Origin of the sequence: Streptomyces sp. NPDC086835 (assembly GCF_044745705.1) — a bacterium.
Taxonomy (GTDB): domain Bacteria; phylum Actinomycetota; class Actinomycetes; order Streptomycetales; family Streptomycetaceae; genus Streptomyces.
The window spans coordinates 102,843-122,810 of sequence record NZ_JBIVAU010000008.1 but is presented as its reverse complement, the minus strand read 5'-3'; the positions used below and the strand labels follow the sequence as shown (position 1 = coordinate 122,810).

Here is a 19,968-nt window from a genome sequence, read left to right as displayed (position 1 = left end):
AGGGCTGTGGGCGTTACGCCGGGACGCTCGCCACGCCCGGAGCCAGGAACGGCTTGCCGTTCACCCGCTGGGAGACACCCTCACGGTCCAGGTACGGCGTGATGCCGCCCAGGTGGAAGGGCCAGCCGGCGCCCGTGATCAGGCAGAGGTCGATGTCCTGGGCCTCGGCCACGACACCCTCCTCGAGCATCAGGCCGATCTCCTGCGCGACGGCGTCCAGCACGCGGTCGCGGACCTGCTCCTCCGTCAGGACGGTGTCGCCCTGCTTGAGGAGCGCGGCGACCTCCGGGTCCAGCTCCGGCTTCCCGGAGTCGTAGACGTAGAAGCCGCGCTTGCCGGCCTTGACGACCGCGGCCAGGTTCTCGGAGACCTTGAAGCGCTCCGGGAAGGCGCGGTTCAGGGTCTCGGAGACGTGGAGGCCGATGGCCGGGCCGACGAGCTCCAGCAGGACCAGCGGCGACATCGGCAGGCCGAGGGGCTCGATGGCCTTCTCGGCGGTGGCCACCGGGGTGCCCTCGTCGATGACGTTCTGGATCTCGCCCATGAAGCGGGTCAGGATGCGGTTCACGACGAACGCCGGGGCGTCCTTGGTGAGCACCGCGGTCTTCTTCAGCTTCTTCGCGACACCGAAGGCGGTGGCCAGCGAAGCGTCGTCCGTCTTCTCACCGCGGACGATCTCCAGCAGCGGCAGGACCGCGACCGGGTTGAAGAAGTGGAAGCCGACGACCCGCTCGGGGTGCTTCAGCTGCGACGCCATCTCGGAGACCGACAGCGAGGAGGTGTTGGTGGCGAGGATCGCGTGCGCCGGGGCGACCGCCTCGACCTCCGCGAACACCTTCTGCTTGACGCTCATCTCCTCGAACACGGCCTCGATGACGAAGTCCGCGTCCGCGAACCCCTCGGCCTTGTCGAGCACACCGGTCACCAGGGCCTTGAGGCGGTTGGCCTTGTCCTGGTTGATGCGGCCCTTGCCGAGCAGCTTCTCGATCTCGGCGTGGACGTAGCCCACGCCCTTGTCGATGCGCTCCTGGTCGATGTCGGTCAGCACGACCGGCACCTCGAGGCGGCGCAGGAACAGCAGCGCCAGCTGCGAGGCCATCAGACCGGCGCCGACGACGCCGACCTTGGTGACCGGGCGGGCCAGGCTCTTGTCCGGCGCGCCGGCCGGGCGCTTGCCGCGCTTCTGGACCAGGTTGAAGGCGTAGATGCCGGAGCGCAGTTCGCCGCCCATGATGAGGTCGGCCAGGGCCTGGTCCTCGGCGTCGAAGCCCTTCTGCAGGTCGCCGTCCTTGGCGGCCTCGATGATGTCGAGGGCGCGGTACGCGGCCGGGGCCGCGCCGTGCACCTTGGAGTCGGCGATGAACCGGCCCTTGGCGACGGCCTGGTCCCAGGCCTCGCCGCGGTCGACCTCGGGACGCTCCACGGCGATCTCGCCCTTGAGGACGGACGCCGTCCACACGAGGGACTGCTCCAGGAAGTCCGCGCCCTCGAAGATCGCGTCGGCGATGCCGAGCTCGTAGACCTGCGCGCCCTTGAGCTGCTTGTTCTGGCTGAGCGAGTTCTCGATGATGACCGAGACCGCGCGGTCCGCGCCGATCAGGTTCGGCAGGATCGCGCAGCCGCCCCAGCCGGGGACGAGACCGAGGAAGACCTCGGGCAGCGAGAAGGCCGGGATCGCCTGGGAGACGGTGCGGTACGAGCAGTGCAGACCGACCTCGACGCCGCCGCCCATGGCCGCGCCGTTGTAGTACGCGAAGGTCGGGACCGCGAGGGCGGAGAGACGCTTGAAGACGTCGTGGCCGCCCTTGCCGATGGCGAGCGCGTCGGAGTGCTCCTTGAGCAGCTCCACGCCCTTGAGGTCCGCGCCGACGGCGAAGATGAACGGCTTGCCGGTGACGCCGACGCCGACGATGTCGCCGTTCGCCGCCTCCGCCTCGACCTGGTCGATCGCGGTGTTCAGGTTCGCGAGCGACTGCGGGCCGAAGGTGGTCGGCTTGGTGTGGTCCAGGCCGTTGTCCAGCGTGATGAGCGCGAAGCGCCCGGCGCCGCCGGGGAGGTCGAGGTGGCGTACGTGCGCCTGTGTGACGACCTCGTCGGGGAACAGCTCGGCTGCGCCCTTCAGGAGTTCAGCGGTGGTGGTCACTTGTCGCCTCCGGCGTCCTTGTGGTGCGGGTTCTCCCAGATGACCGTGGCGCCCATGCCGAAGCCGACGCACATCGTGGTGAGGCCGTAGCGGACCTCCGGCTGCTCCTCGAACTGGCGGGCCAGCTGCGTCATCAGACGGACACCGGAGGAGGCCAGCGGGTGGCCGTACGCGATCGCGCCGCCGTACTGGTTGACGCGCGCGTCGTCGTCGGCGATGCCGTAGTGCTCGAGGAACGCCAGCACCTGGACGGCGAAGGCCTCGTTGATCTCGAAGAGGTTGATGTCCTCGATCGACAGGCCGGCCTTGGCGAGGGCCTTCTCGGTCGCGGGGATCGGGCCGTAACCCATGACCTCCGGCTCGACACCGGCGAAGGCGTACGAGACGAGACGCATCTTGACCGGGAGGCCGTTCTCGCGGGCGAACTCCTCGGACGCGATGATCGAGGCGGTGGCGCCGTCGTTCAGGCCCGCGGCGTTGCCGGCGGTGACGCGGCCGTGGACGCGGAACGGCGTCTTCAGGCCCGCGAGGGACTCGAGCGTGGTGCCCGGGCGCATCGGCTCGTCGGCGGTGACCAGGCCCCAGCCGGTCTCGCCGGCCTCGGGGTTGGTGCGGCGGACGGAGACCGGCACCAGGTCCTGCTGGATCTTGCCGTTGGCGTACGCCTTGGCGGCCTTCTCCTGCGAACGCACGGCGTACTCGTCGGCGCGCTGCTTGGTGATCTGCGGGTACCGGTCGTGCAGGTTCTCCGCGGTCATGCCCATGAAGAGGGCGGACTCGTCGACGAGCTTCTCGCTGACGAAGCGCGGGTTCGGGTCGACGCCCTCGCCCATGGGGTGGCGGCCCATGTGCTCGACACCACCGGCGATGACGGCGTCGTACGCGCCGAACGCGATGGAACCGGCGACGCTCGTCACGGCGGTGAGCGCACCGGCGCACATCCGGTCGATGGAGTAGCCGGGCACGGACTGCGGCAGACCGGCGAGGATGCCGGCGGTACGGCCGAGGGTCAGACCCTGGTCACCGATCTGCGTGGTCGCGGCGATGGCGACCTCGTCGATCTTCGCGGGGTCGAGGGCCGGGTTGCGGCGCAGCAGCTCCCGGATGGCCTTCACGACGAGATCGTCGGCGCGGGTCTCGTGGTAGATGCCCTTCGGGCCCGCCTTGCCGAACGGGGTGCGGACGCCGTCGACGAAGACGACGTCCCTGACGGTACGAGGCACGATGGCTCTCCTCCAGGGTGCGGGGTTGCACTGCTGCGGGCGCACGGCTGAGCGTGCGCTTGCTCGCCCCATGCTACTTGTGGGTAACCAGGCTGCCCACCCCCTGGGGCGGGAGCGGTGAAGGTCACACGTCGCAGGCGGCTGCGCCGAGCCCTTCCCCGCCCCGGCCAGGCGCGAAACGCCCGCCCGGCGGTCGCTCAGTCCGTCGGGGTCACGAACTCAGGCTGGTCCAGCACGCGCAGCCAGCTCCCGTCCGGCTGGCGGCGGGCGACCTGCGCCCGGGCCCCGGCACCGTCCGACGGAGGGGTGGACGTCAGCGCGAGATCCCCGCTGATCAATGTGGGCAGCGGCGCCTCGGGACGGAACGTGGGCGCGCTCGCCAGCACCTTCTCCCACAGGGCCCTGATCGCTTCGCGGCCCACGGTCTGCCGGCCCGGCGGATAGGCCAGCACCGCGTCCTCCTCGTACAGCGCGGCGACCCCGGCCGCGTCGCCCGCGTTGGAGCGTTCGACGAAGAGGCGGGTGATGTCCTCGGGGTGAAGGGCCTTCTCGTACTCCGTCATCGCTACCTCCAGCTGTTCCGGCTTCGGCCCTTCAAGGATCGGCCCCGAGGTGATCAGAAGTCCAACAGATGGTTCGGATCGGAACTAGCATTTCTGGTTATGGAACTCAGGCAGCTCGCATACTTCGTGGCGGTCGCCGAGGAGCGGAACTTCACCCGCGCCGCCGCACGGATGCACATCAGCCAGTCCGGCGTCAGTGCACAGATCCGCCGCCTGGAGACCGAGGTCGGCGCGGAGCTGTTCGACCGGACGGCCCGCAGCGTGACGCTCACCCCGGCCGGGGAGGCGGCACTCGGGCACGCACGGGCCGCACTGGCGGCAGCCGGTGCGGTCGGCCGGTCGGTGGGGGAGCTGACCGGCCTGATCCGGGGCCGGCTGACGGTCGGCATGGTGGCGGGGTGCACCGTCACGCCGTTCTTCGACGGACTCGCCGCCTTCCACCGGGCGCACCCGGGCGTGGAACTGCGTCTGCTGGAGGACAACTCCGACCGGCTGATCGAGGCCGTACGCGCGGGCGGCGTGGATCTGGCGCTCGTCGGGACCGCCGCCCCGGCGGTCGAGGGCCTCGACACATGGACGGTGATCAGCGAGCGGCTCGTCGTCGCCGTCCCCCATGACCACGCTCTCGAGCGGTGCCGCCGCGTCACCCTGCGGGAGGCCGCGGCCCACCCGCTCGTCTGCATGCCGCCGGGCACCGGCCTGCGCACGGTGCTCGACAGCGCCTGCGCGGAGCAGGGGATCGAAGCCCGGATCGCGCTCCAGGCGAGCGCCGCGGACGCCGTCGCGGACCTCGCCCGTCGCGGACTCGGTGTCGCGGTGCTGAGCGAGTCCATGGCCGCCGGGTATCAGGACGGACTGACGGCCCGGCTCATCGACGACGTCCGGACACCCGCGCAGCTCGCCCTGGTCAGGCGGCGGACGGGCAACCCCGCGGTGCGGGCGCTGAGCGCCCACTGCCGCGGGGCCTTCACAACGGCGGCGGGCCCCGTCGCGGTGGACGCGGTCGCTACGCCGGGCGGACCGTGAGCGCCCCGGCCAGCAGGGGCGCGACGAGCTGCCGCTGCCACTGACGCGCGCCGAGAGACTCCAGCACGTCGGCCACCGACGTGACCGTGACCGTGGCGGGCGGCTCCCAGCACACCCGCCGCACGGTGTCCGGCGTGATCAGGTTCTCCTGCGGCATGTTCAGTTCCTCCGCCAGCGCGGAGACCGCCGCGCGCGCCGCGGACAGGCGGGCCGCGGCGGCCGGGTCCTTGTCGGCCCACGACCGCGGCGGTGGGGGACCGTTCAGCGGCTGGCCGGGCTGCGGGAGCTCGGAGTCGGGCAGGGCCTTGGCCCGGTCGACCGCGGCCTGCCACTGCTCGAGCTGACGCCGGCCCATGCGGTGTCCGAAGCCGGGCAGCGCGGTGAGGGCGTGCACGTTCGCGGGCAGGGCGAGCGCGGCCTCCACGATGGCGGCGTCGCCGAGCACCTTGCCGGGCGACACGTCCCGGCGCTGGGCGACCCGGTCGCGCACCGTCCACATCTCCCGTACGACCGCCATCTGGCGGCGGCGGCGCACCTTGTGCATCCCCGACGTACGCCGCCAGGGGTCGCGGCGCGGCGGCGGGGGCGGGGCGGAGGCGATCGCCTCGAACTCCTGGTGGGCCCAGTCGAGCTTGCCCTGCCGGTCCAGTTCCTTCTCCAGCGCGTCGCGCAGGTCGACCAGCAGCTCCACGTCGAGCGCCGCGTACCGCAGCCACGGCTCGGGCAGAGGGCGGGTGGACCAGTCGACGGCGGAGTGGCCCTTCTCCAGGGCGTAGCCGAGGACGCTCTCGACCATCGCGCCGAGCCCGACCCGCGGGAAGCCGCCGAGCCGCCCGGCCAGCTCCGTGTCGAAGATCCGCGCAGGCACCATGCCTATTTCACGCAGGCAGGGAAGGTCCTGGGTGGCGGCGTGCAGGATCCACTCCGTGTCGGCGAGCGCGTCGCCGAGGGCCGTCAGGTCGGGGCAGCCGACAGGGTCGACGAGCGCGGTGCCGGCGCCCTCGCGGCGCAGCTGCACGAGGTACGCGCGCTGTCCGTAGCGGTAGCCGGACGCGCGCTCCGCGTCGACGGCCACGGGACCGGTGCCCGCTGCGAAGGCGGCGATCACCTCGGCCAGCGCGTCCTCGTCGGCGACCACCGGGGGAATGCCTTCACGGGGCTCCAGCAACGGGATCGGCAGCCCTGCGGCAGGGACCTCGTCGTCCGAGGGGGCGCCCCCGGTGGAATGCAGTGTCGTCTCTGCTGCGGTCTCTTGGGCGTCGGTCACGTGTCAAGGGTATCTGTGAACGGAACGCGCCCGTCGACGGAACGTTCCGTCGACGGGCGCGGAAAGTATGACGGAGCGGTCAGTGGATGATTCCGGTGCGCAGTGCCACGGCCACCATTCCGGCACGGTCACCCGTGCCCAGCTTGCGGGCGATACGGGCGAGGTGGCTCTTGACCGTCAGCGCGGACAGGCCCATGGAGACGCCGATGGCCTTGTTGGACTGGCCTTCCGCGACGAGGCGCAGGACCTCGACCTCGCGGCCGGACAGTTCGCGGTAGCCGCCCGGGTGGCTCGGGGCACCCGGGGGGCGGCGGTGCATACGGTTCGCCGCGGCGCCGATGGGGGCGGCGCCGGGGCGGGTCGGGTGGCCGATGTTGGTTCGGGTGCCGGTGACGACGTAACCCTTGACGCCGCCGGCCAGGGCGTTGCGCACGGCGCCGATGTCGTCGGCGGCGGAGAGGGCCAGGCCGTTGGGCCAGCCCGCCGCGCGGGTCTCGGACAGGAGGGTCAGCCCGGAACCGTCGGGCAGATGGACGTCGGCAACGCAGATGTCGCGCGGGTTGCCGACGCGGGGACGTGCCTCCGCGATGGACGACGCCTCGATGACGTCACGGACCCCGAGTGCCCACAGGTGGCGGGTGACGGTGGAACGGACGCGCGGGTCGGCCACGACGACCATGGCCGTCGGCTTGTTCGGGCGGTAGGCGACCAGGCTTGCGGGCTGCTCGAGAAGAACGGACACCAGGCCTCCTGGAAAGGTGCGGGACGGAGCCGGCTCGGGGGGTGAAGCCGGGGCGAACCGTGCAGTTGGGTCATTGACCTCTTCGGCACCGAACCCGTCCGCCTTTAGAGAATGATCACGATTTGGTGAGTAATAATCCGGGCAATTCGGACAGGCGATCGATCATCCTACGAGCGAACCGTTCAGGCGGGCGGTCACGGGCGGTGTAAGAGCCCGCTGCTCCGGCGCACGGCCGCGCCCAGTCTCCCCGCGCCGAGGCCCCGAGCCGGGTCAGGTCTGCTGGGGGCCGCGGCGCTGCGGAAGGCTCACCACGCCCGTCGCGTTGTCGGCCGGGCCGGCCGGGGACGGCGGCAGTCCGGCGATCTGGCAGAGCAGATCGCACCAGGCCGCGAGGTGTGCGGCGGTGTCCGGCACGCCGCCCGGACCCTCGCGGGGCGTCCATGACGCACGGATCTCGATCTGGGTCGCGGGACGCCGGTCGGAGAGTCCTCCGAAATAGTGAGACCCCGCACGGGTGACGGTGCCGCTCGGCACCCCGTACGACAGCCCGCGCGCCTCCAGCGCGCCCGTCAGCCAGGACCAGCACACCTCCGGCAGCAGCGGATCGGCCGCCATCTCCGGTTCCAGCTCGGCCCGCACCAGGGTCACCATCCGGAACGTGCCGTCCCAGGCGTCGTGGCCGGCCGGCTCGTGCAGCAGCACCAGACGGCCGTCCGCGAGATCGTCCTCACCGTCGACGACCGCCGCCTCCAGCGCGTACGAGTGGGGGGCGAGCCGCTGCGGAGGCCGGGTCGGTTCGATCTCGATCTCCGGCCGCAGCCGTGCGGACCGCAGCGCCTCCACCGCATGACGGAACGCAAGCGGAACAGCACCCGCTTCGGTGCCCGGGTCACTGCTCGGTTCGGGGTTCCCCTTCTCGTCAGCGCTTTTGGAATGATCGGAAAAATGTCCCTGAGCCGCAGCCATGCGGGGAAGAGTAGGCGGAACGGGGGCTTCGCGCAGGGAGGGACACCCGGGCCGGGGCGGGCACTTCCCGCGCACATGCGAAGATTCAGTGCGTGAGCGCCAACAACCGCCCCCCGGGCCACCAGACGACGTACGACTCCGCTTTTCTGAAGGCGTGCCGCCGCGAGCCGGTGCCGCACACGCCGGTCTGGTTCATGCGTCAGGCGGGCCGCTCACTGCCCGAGTACCTGAAGGTCCGCGAAGGCGTCCCGATGCTCGAGTCGTGCATGCGGCCCGACCTCGTCACGGAGATCACGCTGCAGCCCGTCCGGCGGCACAAGGTCGACGCGGCGATCTACTTCAGCGACATCGTGGTGCCGCTCAAGGCCATCGGCATCGACCTCGACATCAAGCCGGGCGTCGGACCGGTGATCGCGGAGCCGATCCGTACCCGCGCCGACCTCGCGCGGCTGCGCGACCTCGAACCGGAAGACGTCTGGTACGTCACCGAGGCCATGGGGATGCTCACCGGCGAGCTCGGCGGGACCCCGCTCATCGGCTTCGCCGGCGCGCCCTTCACCCTCGCGAGCTACCTGGTGGAGGGCGGGCCCTCGCGCAACCACGAGAACACCAAGGCCCTGATGTACGGCGACCCGCAGCTGTGGGCCGACCTGCTGGACCGCCTCGCGGAGATCACCTCCGCCTTCCTGAAGGTCCAGATCGAGGCCGGTGCGTCCGCGGTACAGCTCTTCGACTCGTGGGTCGGCGCCCTGGCTCCCGCCGATTACCGGCGCTCGGTGATGCCCGCGTCGGTCAAGGTCTTCGAGGCCGTCGCCTCCTACGGCGTCCCGCGGATCCACTTCGGCGTCGGCACGGGCGAACTGCTCGGCCTCATGGGCGAAGCGGGCGCGGACGTGGTCGGCGTCGACTGGCGCGTCCCGCTGGACGAGGCCGCGCGCCGGGTCGGCCCCGGCAAGGCGCTCCAGGGGAACCTGGACCCGGCGGTGCTCTTCTCCACGCCGGAGGCCGTCGAGTCCAAGACCCGTGAGGTGCTGGAGGCGGCCGCGGGGCTGGAGGGGCACGTCTTCAACCTCGGGCACGGGGTGCTGCCGACGACGGACCCGGACGCGCTGACGCGGCTGGTGGCGTACGTGCACGAGCAGACCGCGCGGTAGCCGCGCTTCTGCTGTATCGATGTGCTGCTCCGCCGCGTGGCGGGGCAGGCCCGGGTCCCGTACGGCCGACAGCCGTACGGGACCCGGGGGAGAGCCCCCGGTCGGGGAAGGGGCGGCGTAGGGGAACAGGCCCGCCGCAGGCGCTACGGCGTCGCCCGCACCGCCGCCGACGCCTTGCGTGCCGCCACCAGGACCGGGTCCCACACGGGTGAGAACGGCGGGGCGTAGCCGAGGTCCAGCGCCGTCATCTGCTCGACGGTCATACCGGCCGTCAGCGCCACCGCCGCGACGTCCACGCGTTTGCCCGCGCCCTCCCGGCCCACGATCTGGACGCCCAGCAGGCGGCCCGTGCGGCGTTCCGCGAGCATCTTCACCGTCATCGGAGCGGCGGCCGGGTAGTAGCCGGCGCGGCTCGTCGACTCGATGGTCGCCGTCACGTACTGAAGGCCCACCGCGCGGGCGTCCTTCTCCCGCAGGCCGGTGCGGGCGATCTCCAGTTCGCAGACCTTGCTCACCGCGGTGCCGACGACGCCCGGGAACGTGCCGTAGCCGCCGCCCACGTTCGCGCCGATGACCTGTCCGTGCTTGTTGGCGTGCGTGCCGAGTGCGATGTGGCGTTCGCGGCCGGAGACGAGGTCGAGGACCTCGACGCAGTCGCCGCCCGCCCAGATGTTCTCCTGGCCGCGGACCCGCATCGCGAGGTCGGTGAGCAGGCCGCCGTGGCGGCCGACCGGCAGGCCGGCCGCGCGGGCGAGGGAGGTCTCCGGTTCGACGCCGATGCCGAGGACCACGACGTCCGCCGGGTGTTCGCCGCTGTCGGTGACGACGGCCCGGACCCGGCCGTCGTCACCGGTGCGGATCCCGGTGACGGCCGTGCCGGAGACGGTGGTGATGCCCATGCCCGACATCGCGTCGTGGACCAGCCGGCCCATGTCCGGGTCGAGGGTCGCCATCGGCTGCTCGCCGCGGTTGACGACGGTCACCTCGTAGCCGCGCTTGAGGAGTGCCTCCGCCATCTCGACGCCGATGTAGCCGGCCCCGACGACGACCGCGCGCCGGCCCTCGGTGCGGGAGAGGGTGTCCAGCAGTGCCTGGCCGTCGTCGAGGGTCTGCAGGCCGTGCACGCCGGGCGCGTCGATGCCCGGCAGCGCGGGCCGGATTGGCCGGGCGCCGGTCGCGATCACCAGCTTGTCGTAGCCGGTCCACGATTCGGCGCCCGTCCCGGCGTCGCGAGCGCGCACCCGGCCGCCCGCGACGTCGATCTCCGTGACCTCGGTGCGCATGCGCAGGTCGATGGCCCGCTCGCGGTGCTCCTCGGGCGTGCGCGCGATCAGTTCGTCGCGCTCGCCGACATCGCCGCCCACCCAGTACGGGATGCCGCACGCCGAGAACGAGCTGAAGTGGCCGCGTTCGAACGCGACGATCTCCAGCTCGTCCGGCCCTTTCATCCGGCGCGCCTGCGACGCGGCGGACATGCCCGCCGCGTCGCCCCCGATGATCACCAGCCGTTCGGTCGCTGTCATGGGGAACACGCTACGGGGGAGGGGCCGTTCAGTCCTCCTTGACCGGGGGAGCGGTGGGGAGAGTGGCCGGGGGAGCGGCAGGGGGAGCCGTGGACCCGGCCGGACGCCGGGGCAGCCGCGGCCGGACCAGCCACCGCCACAGCGCGTACAGCACCGCGCCCAGCGCCGCGAAGGGGGCGACCGCGCCGACCGCCACCGCGATCCAGCGCAGCGTCGCGACCAGCGCGTCCCAGCCGCCGCCGAGCGCGTCGAGGAAACCGGGGCCGTCGTCCTCCTTCCCGGTCTCCTCGCGCTCCTTCTCCGACAGCGTCAGCGTGATCGTCGCGAGCGAGGTGCGGTCCTTCAGCGTCGCCTGCTGTGCGAGCAGGGATTCCAGGTCGGCCTGACGGGTGCTCAGCTGTGCCTCGAGCGTGACGACGTCCGACAGCCTCGTCGCCCGGTCCATCAGCTCCCGCACCCGGGCGACGCTCGCCCGCTGGGTCGCGATACGGCTCTCGACGTCCACGACCTGGCCGGTGACGTCCTTCGCGTCGGCCGTGCGGGACAACAGCTTCCCGGCTCCGGCCAGTTCGGCCAGCACCGCTTCGTAACGCTCCTGCGGCACGCGCAGCACGACGTTCGACGTGACGTGCGTGTCGTCGATCCGCTCGGTGCTCTCGTTCTCCACGTGTCCGCCCGCGTTCCCCGCCGCCCTGCGGGCCGCGGCGAGCGCCTTGGTGGCGTCCTCGACCTCCACCTCGAGCGTGGCCGTGCGGATGACGTGGGTGCTCGGCAGCGCCGACGGCTTCGCGGCGCCGTCAGTATCCGCGCCGTCCTCGGCGGGCGCCCCCGCCGCCTCGTCGGCCGCCTGTCCGGAACCGGGCGCGCGCTCCGCGTCGCGCGCGGCCGGTTTCGCCGCGCTCTGCGCTGTGTCGCCGGAGTCGGAACCGCCTGCGCCGCACCCGGCAAGGCCGAGTGATGCAGTGAGAAGTAGTACCGCGAACGCACGCCGTGCACGCATACCGGCCCCCCGGGGATGAGTTGTGAACTTGTCGCAGGTTCGACGCCGCGCCCCCGGCGGGGGTTGCCGGTCCCGGGTTCCGAAGCGGTCACGGTCAGGACTCGGAACGGCGTTTGAGAGAGTTGGACCATGAACGTGGACACACGAGGGCGCCATGTCGTCGTCATCGGCGGCGGTATCGCCGGTCTCGCCGCCGCGCACCGGCTGCTCGCCTCCGGCGTACGCGTCACCCTTCTCGAGGCGACCGGCCGGGTCGGAGGCAAACTGCAGTCGGGCGAGATCGAGGGCGTACGGGTCGACCTGGGCGCCGAGTCGATGCTCGCCCGCCGGCCCGAGGGCACCGGCCTCGCCCGCGCCGTCGGTCTCGGCGACCGGCTGGAACCGCCGGCCACGGCGACCTCGGCGGTCTGGACCCGTGACGCGCTGCGGCCCATGCCGAAGGGCCATGTGATGGGCGTCCCGGGCGACGCGTCGGCGCTCGCCGGGCTGCTCTCGGCGGAGGGCCTCGCCCGCATCGAGCACGAGAAGGACCTCGCGCCGACCGCCGTGGGCGACGACGTGGCCGTCGGCGCGTACGTCGCCGAGCGCCTCGGACGGGAGGTCGTCGACCGGCTGGTGGAGCCGCTGCTCGGCGGCGTCTACGCAGGTGACGCCTACCGCATCTCGATGCGTGCGGCCGTTCCCCAGCTCTTCGAGGCGGCCAGGACCCATGACTCGCTGCTCGAGGGAGTGCGGGACATCCAGGCGCGGGCGGCCGGCCGGCAGACGGGCGGGCCGGTCTTCATGGGGCTCGACGGCGGCATCGGCACCCTGCCGGGCGCCGTCGCCGACGCCGTACGCGCCCAGGGCGGCGACATCCGCACCGAGACGCCCGTCCTCGGCCTGACCCGCGCCGCGGACGGCTGGCGGGTCCGCACCGACCGCGGGACGCTCGACGCCGACGCCGTGGTGCTCGCGACGCCCGCCTGGTCCGCGTCCGCGCTGCTGGCGTCCGAGTCGCCGGCCGCCGCGGCCGAGCTCGGCCGTGTCGAGTACGCCTCCATGGCGCTGGTCACCATGGCCTTCCGGCGCGCCGACGTGGCGGGGATGCCGGAGGGCAGCGGATTCCTCGTCCCGCCGGTGGACGGGCGGACCATCAAGGCGTCCACGTTCTCCTCCAACAAGTGGGGCTGGGTCGCGCGCGGCGCCGGCGATCTGTTCGTGCTGCGGACCTCCGTCGGCCGCTACGGCGAGGAGCAGGCCCTCGAACGCGAGGACGCGGAGCTCGTCGACGTCTCGCTGACGGACCTCCGCGCGGCCGTGGGGCTCACGGCCCGTCCCGTCGCCACCGAGGTCACCCGGTGGACCGGCGGCCTGCCGCAGTACCCCGTGGGCCACCTCGCCCGTGTCGCCCGCATCCGCGACGAGGTCGCCCAGCTGCCGGGCCTGCGGGTCTGCGGCGCCGTGTACGAAGGCGTCGGGATCCCGGCCTGCATCGCGAGCGGACAGCGCGCCGCGGACGAGATCCTCGCCACGCCGACCCTGGCGCGGGGCACCGATCGGGAGGCGGGACAATAGCCGTATGAGTGCGCCAGAAAAGATCCCGAACGCAGGCAAGAAGGCCAAGGACCTCAACGAGGTCATCCGGTACACGCTGTGGTCCGTCTTCAAGTTGCGCGACGTGCTGCCCGAGGACCGTTCCGGCTACGCCGAGGAGGTCCAGGAGCTGTTCGACCAGCTCGCCGCCAAGGACGTCACCGTGCGCGGCACGTACGACGTGTCCGGGTTGCGTGCCGACGCCGACGTGATGATCTGGTGGCACGCCGAGACCGCGGACGAGCTCCAGGACGCGTACAACCGCTTCCGCCGCACCCGTCTGGGCCGCGCACTCGAGCCGGTGTGGTCGAACATGGCGCTGCACCGCCCCGCCGAGTTCAACAAGTCGCACATCCCGGCGTTCCTGGCCGACGAGACCCCCCGCAACTACGTCTCGGTCTACCCCTTCGTGCGCTCCTACGACTGGTACCTGCTCCCCGACGAGGACCGTCGCCGGATGCTCGCCGACCACGGCAAGATGGCCCGCGGCTACCCGGACGTGCGCGCCAACACGGTCGCCTCGTTCTCGCTCGGCGACTACGAGTGGATCCTCGCCTTCGAGGCGGACGAGCTGTACCGCATCGTCGACCTGATGCGGCACCTGCGTGCTTCCGAGGCGCGGATGCACGTCCGCGAGGAGGTCCCGTTCTACACCGGGCGCCGCAAGGACGTGGCGGACCTCGTCGCGGGTCTCGCGTAACCTCCGTCGGCGAACGACCTGACGGCCGGGTTTCCGCTTCTGCGAAGCGGATACCCAGCCGTCCATATGGCCCGGAAGATCAGACGGCGTGCGGCAGCTTCCGCTGCTCCGCCCGCCGGTCCAGCGACACCGGGTCGGGCTCCGGGTGCGGCGCGCACGATGCGCGCCGCACCGGCGTCTCACCCCGCAGCAGATAGTCCTCCAGGTGCTTGTTGACGCAGGTGTTGCTGCCGCCGCCGATGCCGTGCGTCCCCGCGTCCTCCTCCGTGACCAGCACCGAGCCCGCCAGCCGGCGCTGAAGCTCGAGTGCTCCCGTGTACGGGGTTGCCGCGTCCCGCTCCGCCGCCAGGATCAGCGTCGGCGGCAGCTGCCCCGGCTCCGCGCGGACGTCCAGCGGCTGCTGCCGCGGCTCCTGCCAGAAGGCGCACGGCAGGTTCATCCACACGTTGTCCCAGGTCTCGAACGGCGCGCGCTTCGCCAGCAGCGAGTTGTCCAGGTCCCAGGTGAGCCAGTCCGTGGGCCACGGGGCGTCGTTGCACTCGACCGCCGTGTAGACGGCGTTGCCGTTCTCCGCCGCCTTCGCCTCACCGGGCTCGGGTGCGGCCTGTTCGATCAGCGGCTCCGGGTTGCCCTTCAGATACTCCGACAGCGCGCCGGCGCGCAGCGGCCAGTAGTCGTCGTAGTAACCGGCTCCCAGGAACGCGGCGTGCAGCTGGCCGGGACCCACCGTGCCGCCCGCGGGCTCCCGCTCGAGACGGGTGCGCACCTCTTCGTAGTTGCGTGCCACGGCGTCGGGGGTCGCGCCGAGGCCGTACGTCCTGTCGTGCTTCGCCACCCAGGCACGGAAGTCGGCCCAACGGCTCTCGAAGGCCTCCGACTGGTCCAGGTTGTTGCGGTACCAGATCTGCTCGGGGTCGGGGTCGACCGCCGAGTCGAAGACCATGCGGCGCACATGGGAGGGGAACATCGTCGCGTACAGGGCGCCGAAGTAGGTGCCGTAGGAGGCGCCCATGAACGTCAGCTTCTTCTCGCCGAGCGCCGCCCTCAGCACGTCCAGGTCACGGGCGTTGTTCAGCGACGTGTAGTGGCGCAGCGCCGCGCCGGTCCTGTCCGCGCAGCCCTTCGCGTAGGCCTGCGCCTGCGCGATGCGCTCCTTCTTGTACGAGAGGGAGGGGTGCGTCGGCGCCTGGGTGGGGGCCTTGACGAACTCCTCGGGCTCCTGGCAGGACAGCGGGGCGGACCTGCCGACACCGCGGGGCGCGTAGCCGACGATGTCGTACGCCTCGGCGATCCGCTTCCACTCGGGCAGCCCGGCCGCCAGCGGGAAGGACATGCTGGAGGCGCCGGGACCGCCCGGGTTGTAGACGAAGGCGCCCTGCCGCTGCGACTTCTCGCCGCTCGCCCGCACCCGGCTGACGGTGAGTTCGATCCGGCGGCCCGACGGGTCGGCGTAGTCGAGCGGGACCTCGACGGTGCCGCAGCGGACCGTGTCGGGCAGCTTCTCCGCGGCAGGGCAGCGGCCGAAGTCGATGCCGGCCGCCGCGGCGCGCTCGGCGGCCACGGCGGTGCCGCGGGCGGCGGCGTCGGTGGTCGTCGTACCGCCGGCGGGGGCGACGGCGACCGAGGTGAGGAGCAAGGAACCGAGGCCCGCCACGGCCCCGTACTTCGCGGCTGTTCTCATCGCGTTCCCTTCGTGCGCGCAGCGGCCGGGCGGCGGCCACGGGACGAAAGGGATCTTGAGCAGGGGCGGTTCGTGAAGTAAAGCACCGTCCGGCGGTGTCGGGGCCAATGACCCCGATGCCGTCCGGTCAGGAGCTGCTGCCGGAGCTTCCGCCGCAGCTGGAGCCGGAGGAGCCGCCGCAGGAGGAGCCGGAGGAAGAACCCCCTCCGCCGCAGCCCGACCCGCCGGACGCGCCGCAGCCGGAACCGCCTCCCGATTCGGGAGACGAACCGGCGCACCACACGGCCTCACCCGCGTACGGGAGCGCGTACGACGACGGGTCACCCGCCGCGCCGCCCGCCGCACCACGGACCCGGACAGCCGCACCCAACTGCCTGCGCAGAGCGAAATCCGGCACGCCGCGCACCCCGTGCAGGGCTACCAGGCCGGCCGGATCCTGCGTCCGGGAGTGCGCCAGGCGGTACGCCCGCAGCGCGCTCCGCCCCGCCGGGGTGACACGCCGCCGGGCGCGGCCCGCCTGGAACGAGCCGATCAGCGCGCCCGCGATCAGCATCGGGAAGAGCAGGAAGACGAACGGCGACCCCGACCCGCCGGACGTGTCGCCGACGAATTCGGAGACGGTGAGGACGAACGCCACCGGGAGGCCGAGGAAGCAGACCGCGCTCTGGACCACGCCCCACCGGGCGAGCCCCGTGCCGTGGCCGGGCGGCACCATCAGGCCGCGTGCCGCGAGCACGTCACCGAGTTCCTGCACGGCGGGGCTGCGCATGGTGTGGAGGCGCACGGTGTGCAGCGCGCCGTTCGGGGCGAAGGGGAGCACCGAGAAGACGGCCCGCTCCACCGGGTCCCGTGCGACCGGCCGCATCGCGGACAGAACTCCGGGCCAGCCGACGGCGATCCGCCCGTCACTGTGCAGGGCGGTGAGCGCGGCGTCGACGACGCGGCCGGGGCCGCCCGCGAGGAACGCCGCCTCGTACACGTCGTGGACATTCGCCCCGCCGCGCGCGGAGGCGGGCTGCGCCGCGGACACCCGGAGGATCAGGAACAGGGACGACAGGCCGACGGCGAGATGGACGGCAAGCGCGAGGAGACCCATGGCGCTCACCTCGCCGCGAGCGCGGCACGGGCCACGCGGACCAGACGGGTCGCCCCGCGCGGCGGACGGGGGGCGCTGCGCTCCTGCCACCACAGGGTCAGCCTGCGCCGGGCGGCGCCGTCCTGCGGACGCCTCGAGGCCAGCAGATGCTCGGCGAAGTCGAGCGCGTCGCGCCGGTAACCCGCGTGCATGGGGCGGTTCTTGGCGTACGCGAGGAAGGCGGACCGGTAGCCGGCCCCGAGGATCTCGGGCAGCTCGGGCGCGACCTTCGCGACGACGTCCGCGCGCTTGGCGGCGAGCGCGCGGCTCTGCACGCGCAGGCGGCGTGCGTCGAACCCCTCGGGCGCGGGCGTGCCCGCGACGAGCGCGGACAGCAGCGCGGCCTGGGTGAGCGCGACGTGCTGGCGGGCGGAGGGCGGTGCCGCGGTGGTGGCCGTGGCCGTGGTGGTGGCGGTGGCGACGGACGTGGCGGTGGTGGGGACCGTGGCCGCGGTGGTGGCGGTGGCCGTGGGGCCGTGCGGGCGGGGCCGCTGCGCGGAGCCGTTCCCCGCCCCGCCCCTTCCCGCTGTACCGATATGCGGCTCCGCCGCGTGGCGGGCAGGCCCCGGACCCCGTACCGCGCTCCGCGCGGTGCCCTCGAACGCCGGGCGGGCCGGGTTTCGCTCCGCGAAATCAGCGCCCGTGCCCCGGCCACCCGCCGCGTCCAACGTCGCCCGGATCGCCGCCAGTTCCCCCTCCAGCTCCGAACTCGCGGGGAAGTCGTCGTCGCGCTCCAGCAGCACTCCCGGCGGGTTCACCCTGGCCCGCAGGTCCGACAGGATGTCCAGGACCGGCTGCGTCACCGGGTGCGCGTGCGTGTCGTGCCAGATGCCGTCGCGTTCGACGCCGCCCGCGACATGGACGTACGCGATCGACTCCACCGGCAGCTCGTCGAGCGCGGCCGACGGGTCCTCGCCGCGGTTGACGTGGTTGGTGTGGAGGTTGGCCACGTCGATCAGCAGCCGTACGCCCGTGCGTTCCACGAGCTCCGCGAGGAACTGGCCCTCGGTGAGCTCCTCGTCCGGCCAGGAGAACATCGCCGCGATGTTCTCCAGTGCCAGCGGCACCGGCAGCGAGTCCTGCGCGATGCGCACGTTCTCGCACAGCACGGCGAGTGCGTCCCAGGTGCGGGGGACGGGCAGCAGGTGACCGGCTTCCAGTACCGAGGAGGCGGTGAGCGCGCCGCCCGCCCGCACGAACGCGATGTGCTCCGTGACCAGCGGCGCGTCCAGCGCCTCCGCCCGCTCGGCCAGATCGGCCAGGCGCCGCTCTGACGGCCGGTCGGCGCCGCCGAGTCCGAGCGAGACGCCGTGCGGGACGACGCGGACGCCACGCGAGCGCAGCCGCAGCAGGGCGGGCGGCAGGTGGCCGGGGCAGACGTTCTCCGCGACGACCTCGACCCAGTCGAGGTCCGGCAGCCGCTCCACCGTGTCCGAGATCTCCGGCCGCCAGCCGATTCCGATGCCGAGTTCCATGGTCCCCTCCTCCACGCCCGACGTGTGACGTGCCAGGGTCATGGCCCCCGCACGAGCGGGTGAATCCGAAGGAGGGGACGTTCAGAGGTTGATTTGAGGTTCCGGCCCGGCCGGACCGGAACCTCCTGCCACGCTCACGGCCGTCCGGTCACCCTGCCGGGACGGGGTCCTGCGGTGCCGGGCGGTCGGTGTTGACCGCGGTCGGCGCACCGGGCTGCGGTGAAGGCCGGGACGTGAACGACTGGTCCCCGGTCGGGGTGACCGCGGGCGGCGCGGGCGGCAGATTGCCGTCCGGCGGCGGCGGACCGCTCGGGCTGGCCGTGGCCCCCGCCGCCGCCTCGTTGGCGATGGCGTCGAAGTCGACCCGGCCGGTCTGCTCGAGCATCGTGATGTGGTCGAGCACCGTCTGGTTGGCGTCCGTGGCGAGCTGGCGGATCAGCGTGTTGCGGGTGGTGTGGCGGACCTGGGCGACCAGCGCGAAGACCTTGCCGTGCGCGTTCCGCAGGAGCTGCGCGAACTTGCGCTCGTACTCCTCGCCCTGCGCGGCGGACAGCTCACGCAGCCAGCCCTGCTGCTGCTCGGTGGGCTGGTTCGGCAGCTCGACCCCCAGCTGCGCCGCCACGTTGCGCGCGCGCTTGTCGAGGTCGGTGTGGCCGACGACGAGGTGGTCACCGGCCGCCTTGACGGCTTCGGTGGGCGCGCGTTCTATCGCCTGCTGCCCGGCGGGCAGTTCCCACAGGCCGGCGAGCCGTACCTTGACCAGGAAGTCGCGGTCGGTGGCCGACAGCGGCCCCCACTGGGTCGCCACGCTCGAGGCGTTGAGATTGTCCTGCCCGGTGCCGGAACGGTCGGCGTAGGACCACACGGGGAACGCGAGCGCCCCGACCGTGACGACCAGGGCCGCGATGATGAGTGCTGTTCCGTTGATGCGCCGCAACAATGTGCCTCCAGAGCCGATGCGTTACACGGCAACCAACCGCCCTGCTTGATGGCCGGTCAGCCCGCCGGCCGCCTGCCGGTCGAACTTAGCCGGTCAAACTACTGGGCGGTACCCGGAAGTACGCAGCCGGGGCCCTGGTTGTTCAACGGCCCGCCCGTTCGGTGCCGGTGGCCGACGCATGCGGTACGCGGCCGGTAGTGGGGAGGGTGCCGACGACCGGCGCTCGCCATGGGTTCCCGTCCACGCGAGGGCGGACCACAGTGCCCGCCGCGGGACTTTGTCGTGCGCGTGGCCCGACCACCGGCGCCCGCCACGGGGTTCGGTCCGGGCGGGCGTTCGTCCGTCAGCCCCAGTCGCAGCCGGTGCCGTCGTTGTCCCGGTCGAGGTGGCTGCCGTAGCCGGGCTCGCCCCGGCGGACGGGCGCGGCCCCCGCGGCCCGGGCGGCGGCGCAGTTCTCGTAGTACACGTCCGCGTCACCGCCGCTGCCGGAGTCGCTGTCGCCGCTGTCGTAGGCGTCGGCGGTCTCCGTCCTGGTCACCGTCACGGTCACGGTGGGACCGGGTTCGGTGACCGTGGCCTTGGGGGCGGGCGTCGCGGTGGTGGTCGCCGTCGCGGTGACCGTCTCGGTGACGGTCGGGCCAGGACTCGGCTTCGCGGCCGGTCCGGTGTCCTCGGATGCGGCGGCACCACCGCAACCGAAGCCGAGCGCCATGATCAGCAGAGCGCCGGCGTAGGTGCGCTTCATCTTCCACAGCGGCCGTTGCGTCCCGGCCGGGACAGGGCCGGGCGGCGGCGGGGTGGTGGTGTACGGATTGCTCAAGGTCCCCCCTTGTGCAGATTGTGTGAAGGCTCACC

The 19,968-nt window shown here is 72.7% G+C and carries 17 protein-coding genes; 4 read left to right on the top strand and 13 right to left on the bottom strand.

From position 1 onward, the window contains the following. Positions 1 to 13: 13 nt before the first annotated feature. The 3 genes from ACIPJI_RS24835 to ACIPJI_RS24825 form a co-directional block, all read right to left on the bottom strand. Positions 14 to 2,143 carry a 3-hydroxyacyl-CoA dehydrogenase NAD-binding domain-containing protein gene (locus ACIPJI_RS24835; protein ID WP_356622144.1) on the bottom strand — a complete coding sequence of 710 codons (2,130 nt, stop codon included), beginning with the start codon at positions 2,141 to 2,143 and terminating at the stop codon, positions 14 to 16. Next, entirely contained in the window at positions 2,140 to 3,366 is a 1,227-nt protein-coding gene (locus ACIPJI_RS24830) for an acetyl-CoA C-acyltransferase (RefSeq protein ID WP_307708893.1), read from the bottom strand. Before ACIPJI_RS24830 ends, ACIPJI_RS24835 begins: the two co-directional genes overlap by 4 nt. 197 nt (positions 3,367 to 3,563) lie before the next feature. Further along, positions 3,564 to 3,929 (bottom strand): nuclear transport factor 2 family protein, encoded by a 366-nt coding sequence (locus ACIPJI_RS24825; RefSeq protein ID WP_307708894.1) that lies wholly within the window; start codon positions 3,927 to 3,929, stop codon positions 3,564 to 3,566. Positions 3,930 to 4,028: 99 nt separating this feature from the next. On the opposite strand from ACIPJI_RS24825, the gene ACIPJI_RS24820 reads away from it, so the two are divergent. Then, on the top strand, positions 4,029 to 4,955 hold the full coding sequence (locus tag ACIPJI_RS24820; RefSeq protein ID WP_402248902.1) for a LysR family transcriptional regulator: 927 nt from the start codon (positions 4,029 to 4,031) through the stop codon (positions 4,953 to 4,955). Here ACIPJI_RS24820 and ACIPJI_RS24815 read toward each other — a convergent pair. From ACIPJI_RS24815 to ACIPJI_RS24805, 3 genes are all read right to left on the bottom strand, one after another. Continuing rightward, positions 4,936 to 6,222 carry a ribonuclease D gene (locus ACIPJI_RS24815; RefSeq protein ID WP_356622142.1) on the bottom strand — a complete coding sequence of 429 codons (1,287 nt, stop codon included), beginning with the start codon at positions 6,220 to 6,222 and terminating at the stop codon, positions 4,936 to 4,938. The genes ACIPJI_RS24820 and ACIPJI_RS24815 overlap by 20 nt on opposite strands. Positions 6,223 to 6,301: 79 nt before the next feature. Next, positions 6,302 to 6,964: a response regulator transcription factor gene (locus ACIPJI_RS24810; RefSeq protein ID WP_005310513.1), complete on the bottom strand. Its 663-nt coding sequence runs from the start codon at positions 6,962 to 6,964 to the stop codon at positions 6,302 to 6,304. Positions 6,965 to 7,234: 270 nt separating this feature from the next. Continuing rightward, positions 7,235 to 7,930, bottom strand: coding sequence for a DUF3000 domain-containing protein (locus ACIPJI_RS24805; protein ID WP_356622141.1), 696 nt, complete (start codon positions 7,928 to 7,930; stop codon positions 7,235 to 7,237). 92 nt (positions 7,931 to 8,022) lie between these two features. Between ACIPJI_RS24805 and hemE the strand changes: the two genes are divergently transcribed. Beyond that, positions 8,023 to 9,084: a uroporphyrinogen decarboxylase gene (gene hemE / locus ACIPJI_RS24800; RefSeq protein ID WP_356622140.1), complete on the top strand. Its 1,062-nt coding sequence runs from the start codon at positions 8,023 to 8,025 to the stop codon at positions 9,082 to 9,084. Positions 9,085 to 9,227: 143 nt separating this feature from the next. Here hemE and ACIPJI_RS24795 read toward each other — a convergent pair whose 3' ends face one another. Then, a complete protein-coding gene (locus ACIPJI_RS24795) occupies positions 9,228 to 10,607 on the bottom strand; it encodes an FAD-dependent oxidoreductase (protein WP_402248900.1) in 1,380 nt (459 codons plus the stop codon). Between the two features lie 28 nt (positions 10,608 to 10,635). Continuing rightward, positions 10,636 to 11,607 carry a DUF4349 domain-containing protein gene (locus tag ACIPJI_RS24790; protein WP_402248898.1) on the bottom strand — a complete coding sequence of 324 codons (972 nt, stop codon included), beginning with the start codon at positions 11,605 to 11,607 and terminating at the stop codon, positions 10,636 to 10,638. 129 nt (positions 11,608 to 11,736) lie between these two features. Between ACIPJI_RS24790 and hemG the strand changes: the two genes are divergently transcribed. Both hemG and hemQ read left to right on the top strand, forming a co-directional pair. After that, positions 11,737 to 13,164 (top strand): protoporphyrinogen oxidase, encoded by a 1,428-nt coding sequence (hemG, locus tag ACIPJI_RS24785; RefSeq protein WP_356622137.1) that lies wholly within the window; start codon positions 11,737 to 11,739, stop codon positions 13,162 to 13,164. A gap of 4 nt (positions 13,165 to 13,168) precedes the next feature. Continuing rightward, complete coding sequence (hemQ, locus tag ACIPJI_RS24780; protein WP_189471656.1) at positions 13,169 to 13,882, top strand: hydrogen peroxide-dependent heme synthase; 714 nt, start codon at positions 13,169 to 13,171, stop codon at positions 13,880 to 13,882. Between the two features lie 79 nt (positions 13,883 to 13,961). On the opposite strand, the gene ACIPJI_RS24775 is transcribed toward hemQ, so the two are convergent. The 5 genes from ACIPJI_RS24775 to ACIPJI_RS24755 all read right to left on the bottom strand — a co-directional run bounded on the left by ACIPJI_RS24775 (position 13,962) and on the right by ACIPJI_RS24755 (position 19,933). After that, the gene (locus tag ACIPJI_RS24775) at positions 13,962 to 15,563 is read right to left on the bottom strand and encodes an alpha/beta hydrolase (protein ID WP_402248896.1); all 1,602 of its coding nucleotides are present in this window, start codon (positions 15,561 to 15,563) and stop codon (positions 13,962 to 13,964) included. Positions 15,564 to 15,690: 127 nt separating this feature from the next. Then, entirely contained in the window at positions 15,691 to 16,659 is a 969-nt protein-coding gene (locus ACIPJI_RS24770; protein ID WP_402248894.1) for a TIGR04222 domain-containing membrane protein, read from the bottom strand. A 5-nt stretch (positions 16,660 to 16,664) separates the two neighbouring features. After that, complete coding sequence (locus ACIPJI_RS24765; protein ID WP_402248893.1) at positions 16,665 to 18,173, bottom strand: DUF692 domain-containing protein; 1,509 nt, start codon at positions 18,171 to 18,173, stop codon at positions 16,665 to 16,667. Between the two features lie 148 nt (positions 18,174 to 18,321). Beyond that, positions 18,322 to 19,110, bottom strand: coding sequence for a DUF4142 domain-containing protein (locus tag ACIPJI_RS24760; RefSeq protein WP_307708905.1), 789 nt, complete (start codon positions 19,108 to 19,110; stop codon positions 18,322 to 18,324). Positions 19,111 to 19,456: 346 nt separating this feature from the next. Continuing rightward, positions 19,457 to 19,933 (bottom strand): excalibur calcium-binding domain-containing protein, encoded by a 477-nt coding sequence (locus tag ACIPJI_RS24755; protein ID WP_307708906.1) that lies wholly within the window; start codon positions 19,931 to 19,933, stop codon positions 19,457 to 19,459. Positions 19,934 to 19,968: the final 35 nt, after the last annotated feature.

Bases quoted from the DNA above. Each gene is read 5' to 3' on its own strand.
- ACIPJI_RS24825 (WP_307708894.1), bottom strand. From the start codon at position 3,929: ATGACGGAGTACGAGAAGGCCCTTCACCCCGAGGACATCACCCGCCTC.
- ACIPJI_RS24820 (WP_402248902.1), top strand. From the start codon at position 4,029: ATGGAACTCAGGCAGCTCGCATACTTCGTGGCGGTCGCCGAGGAGCGG.
- ACIPJI_RS24805 (WP_356622141.1), bottom strand. From the start codon at position 7,930: ATGGCTGCGGCTCAGGGACATTTTTCCGATCATTCCAAAAGCGCTGAC.
- ACIPJI_RS24795 (WP_402248900.1), bottom strand. From the start codon at position 10,607: ATGACAGCGACCGAACGGCTGGTGATCATCGGGGGCGACGCGGCGGGC.
- ACIPJI_RS24790 (WP_402248898.1), bottom strand. From the start codon at position 11,607: ATGCGTGCACGGCGTGCGTTCGCGGTACTACTTCTCACTGCATCACTC.
- hemG (WP_356622137.1), top strand. From the start codon at position 11,737: ATGAACGTGGACACACGAGGGCGCCATGTCGTCGTCATCGGCGGCGGT.
- hemQ (WP_189471656.1), top strand. From the start codon at position 13,169: ATGAGTGCGCCAGAAAAGATCCCGAACGCAGGCAAGAAGGCCAAGGAC.
- ACIPJI_RS24775 (WP_402248896.1), bottom strand. From the start codon at position 15,563: ATGAGAACAGCCGCGAAGTACGGGGCCGTGGCGGGCCTCGGTTCCTTG.
- ACIPJI_RS24770 (WP_402248894.1), bottom strand. From the start codon at position 16,659: ATGGGTCTCCTCGCGCTTGCCGTCCATCTCGCCGTCGGCCTGTCGTCC.
- ACIPJI_RS24765 (WP_402248893.1), bottom strand. From the start codon at position 18,173: ATGGAACTCGGCATCGGAATCGGCTGGCGGCCGGAGATCTCGGACACG.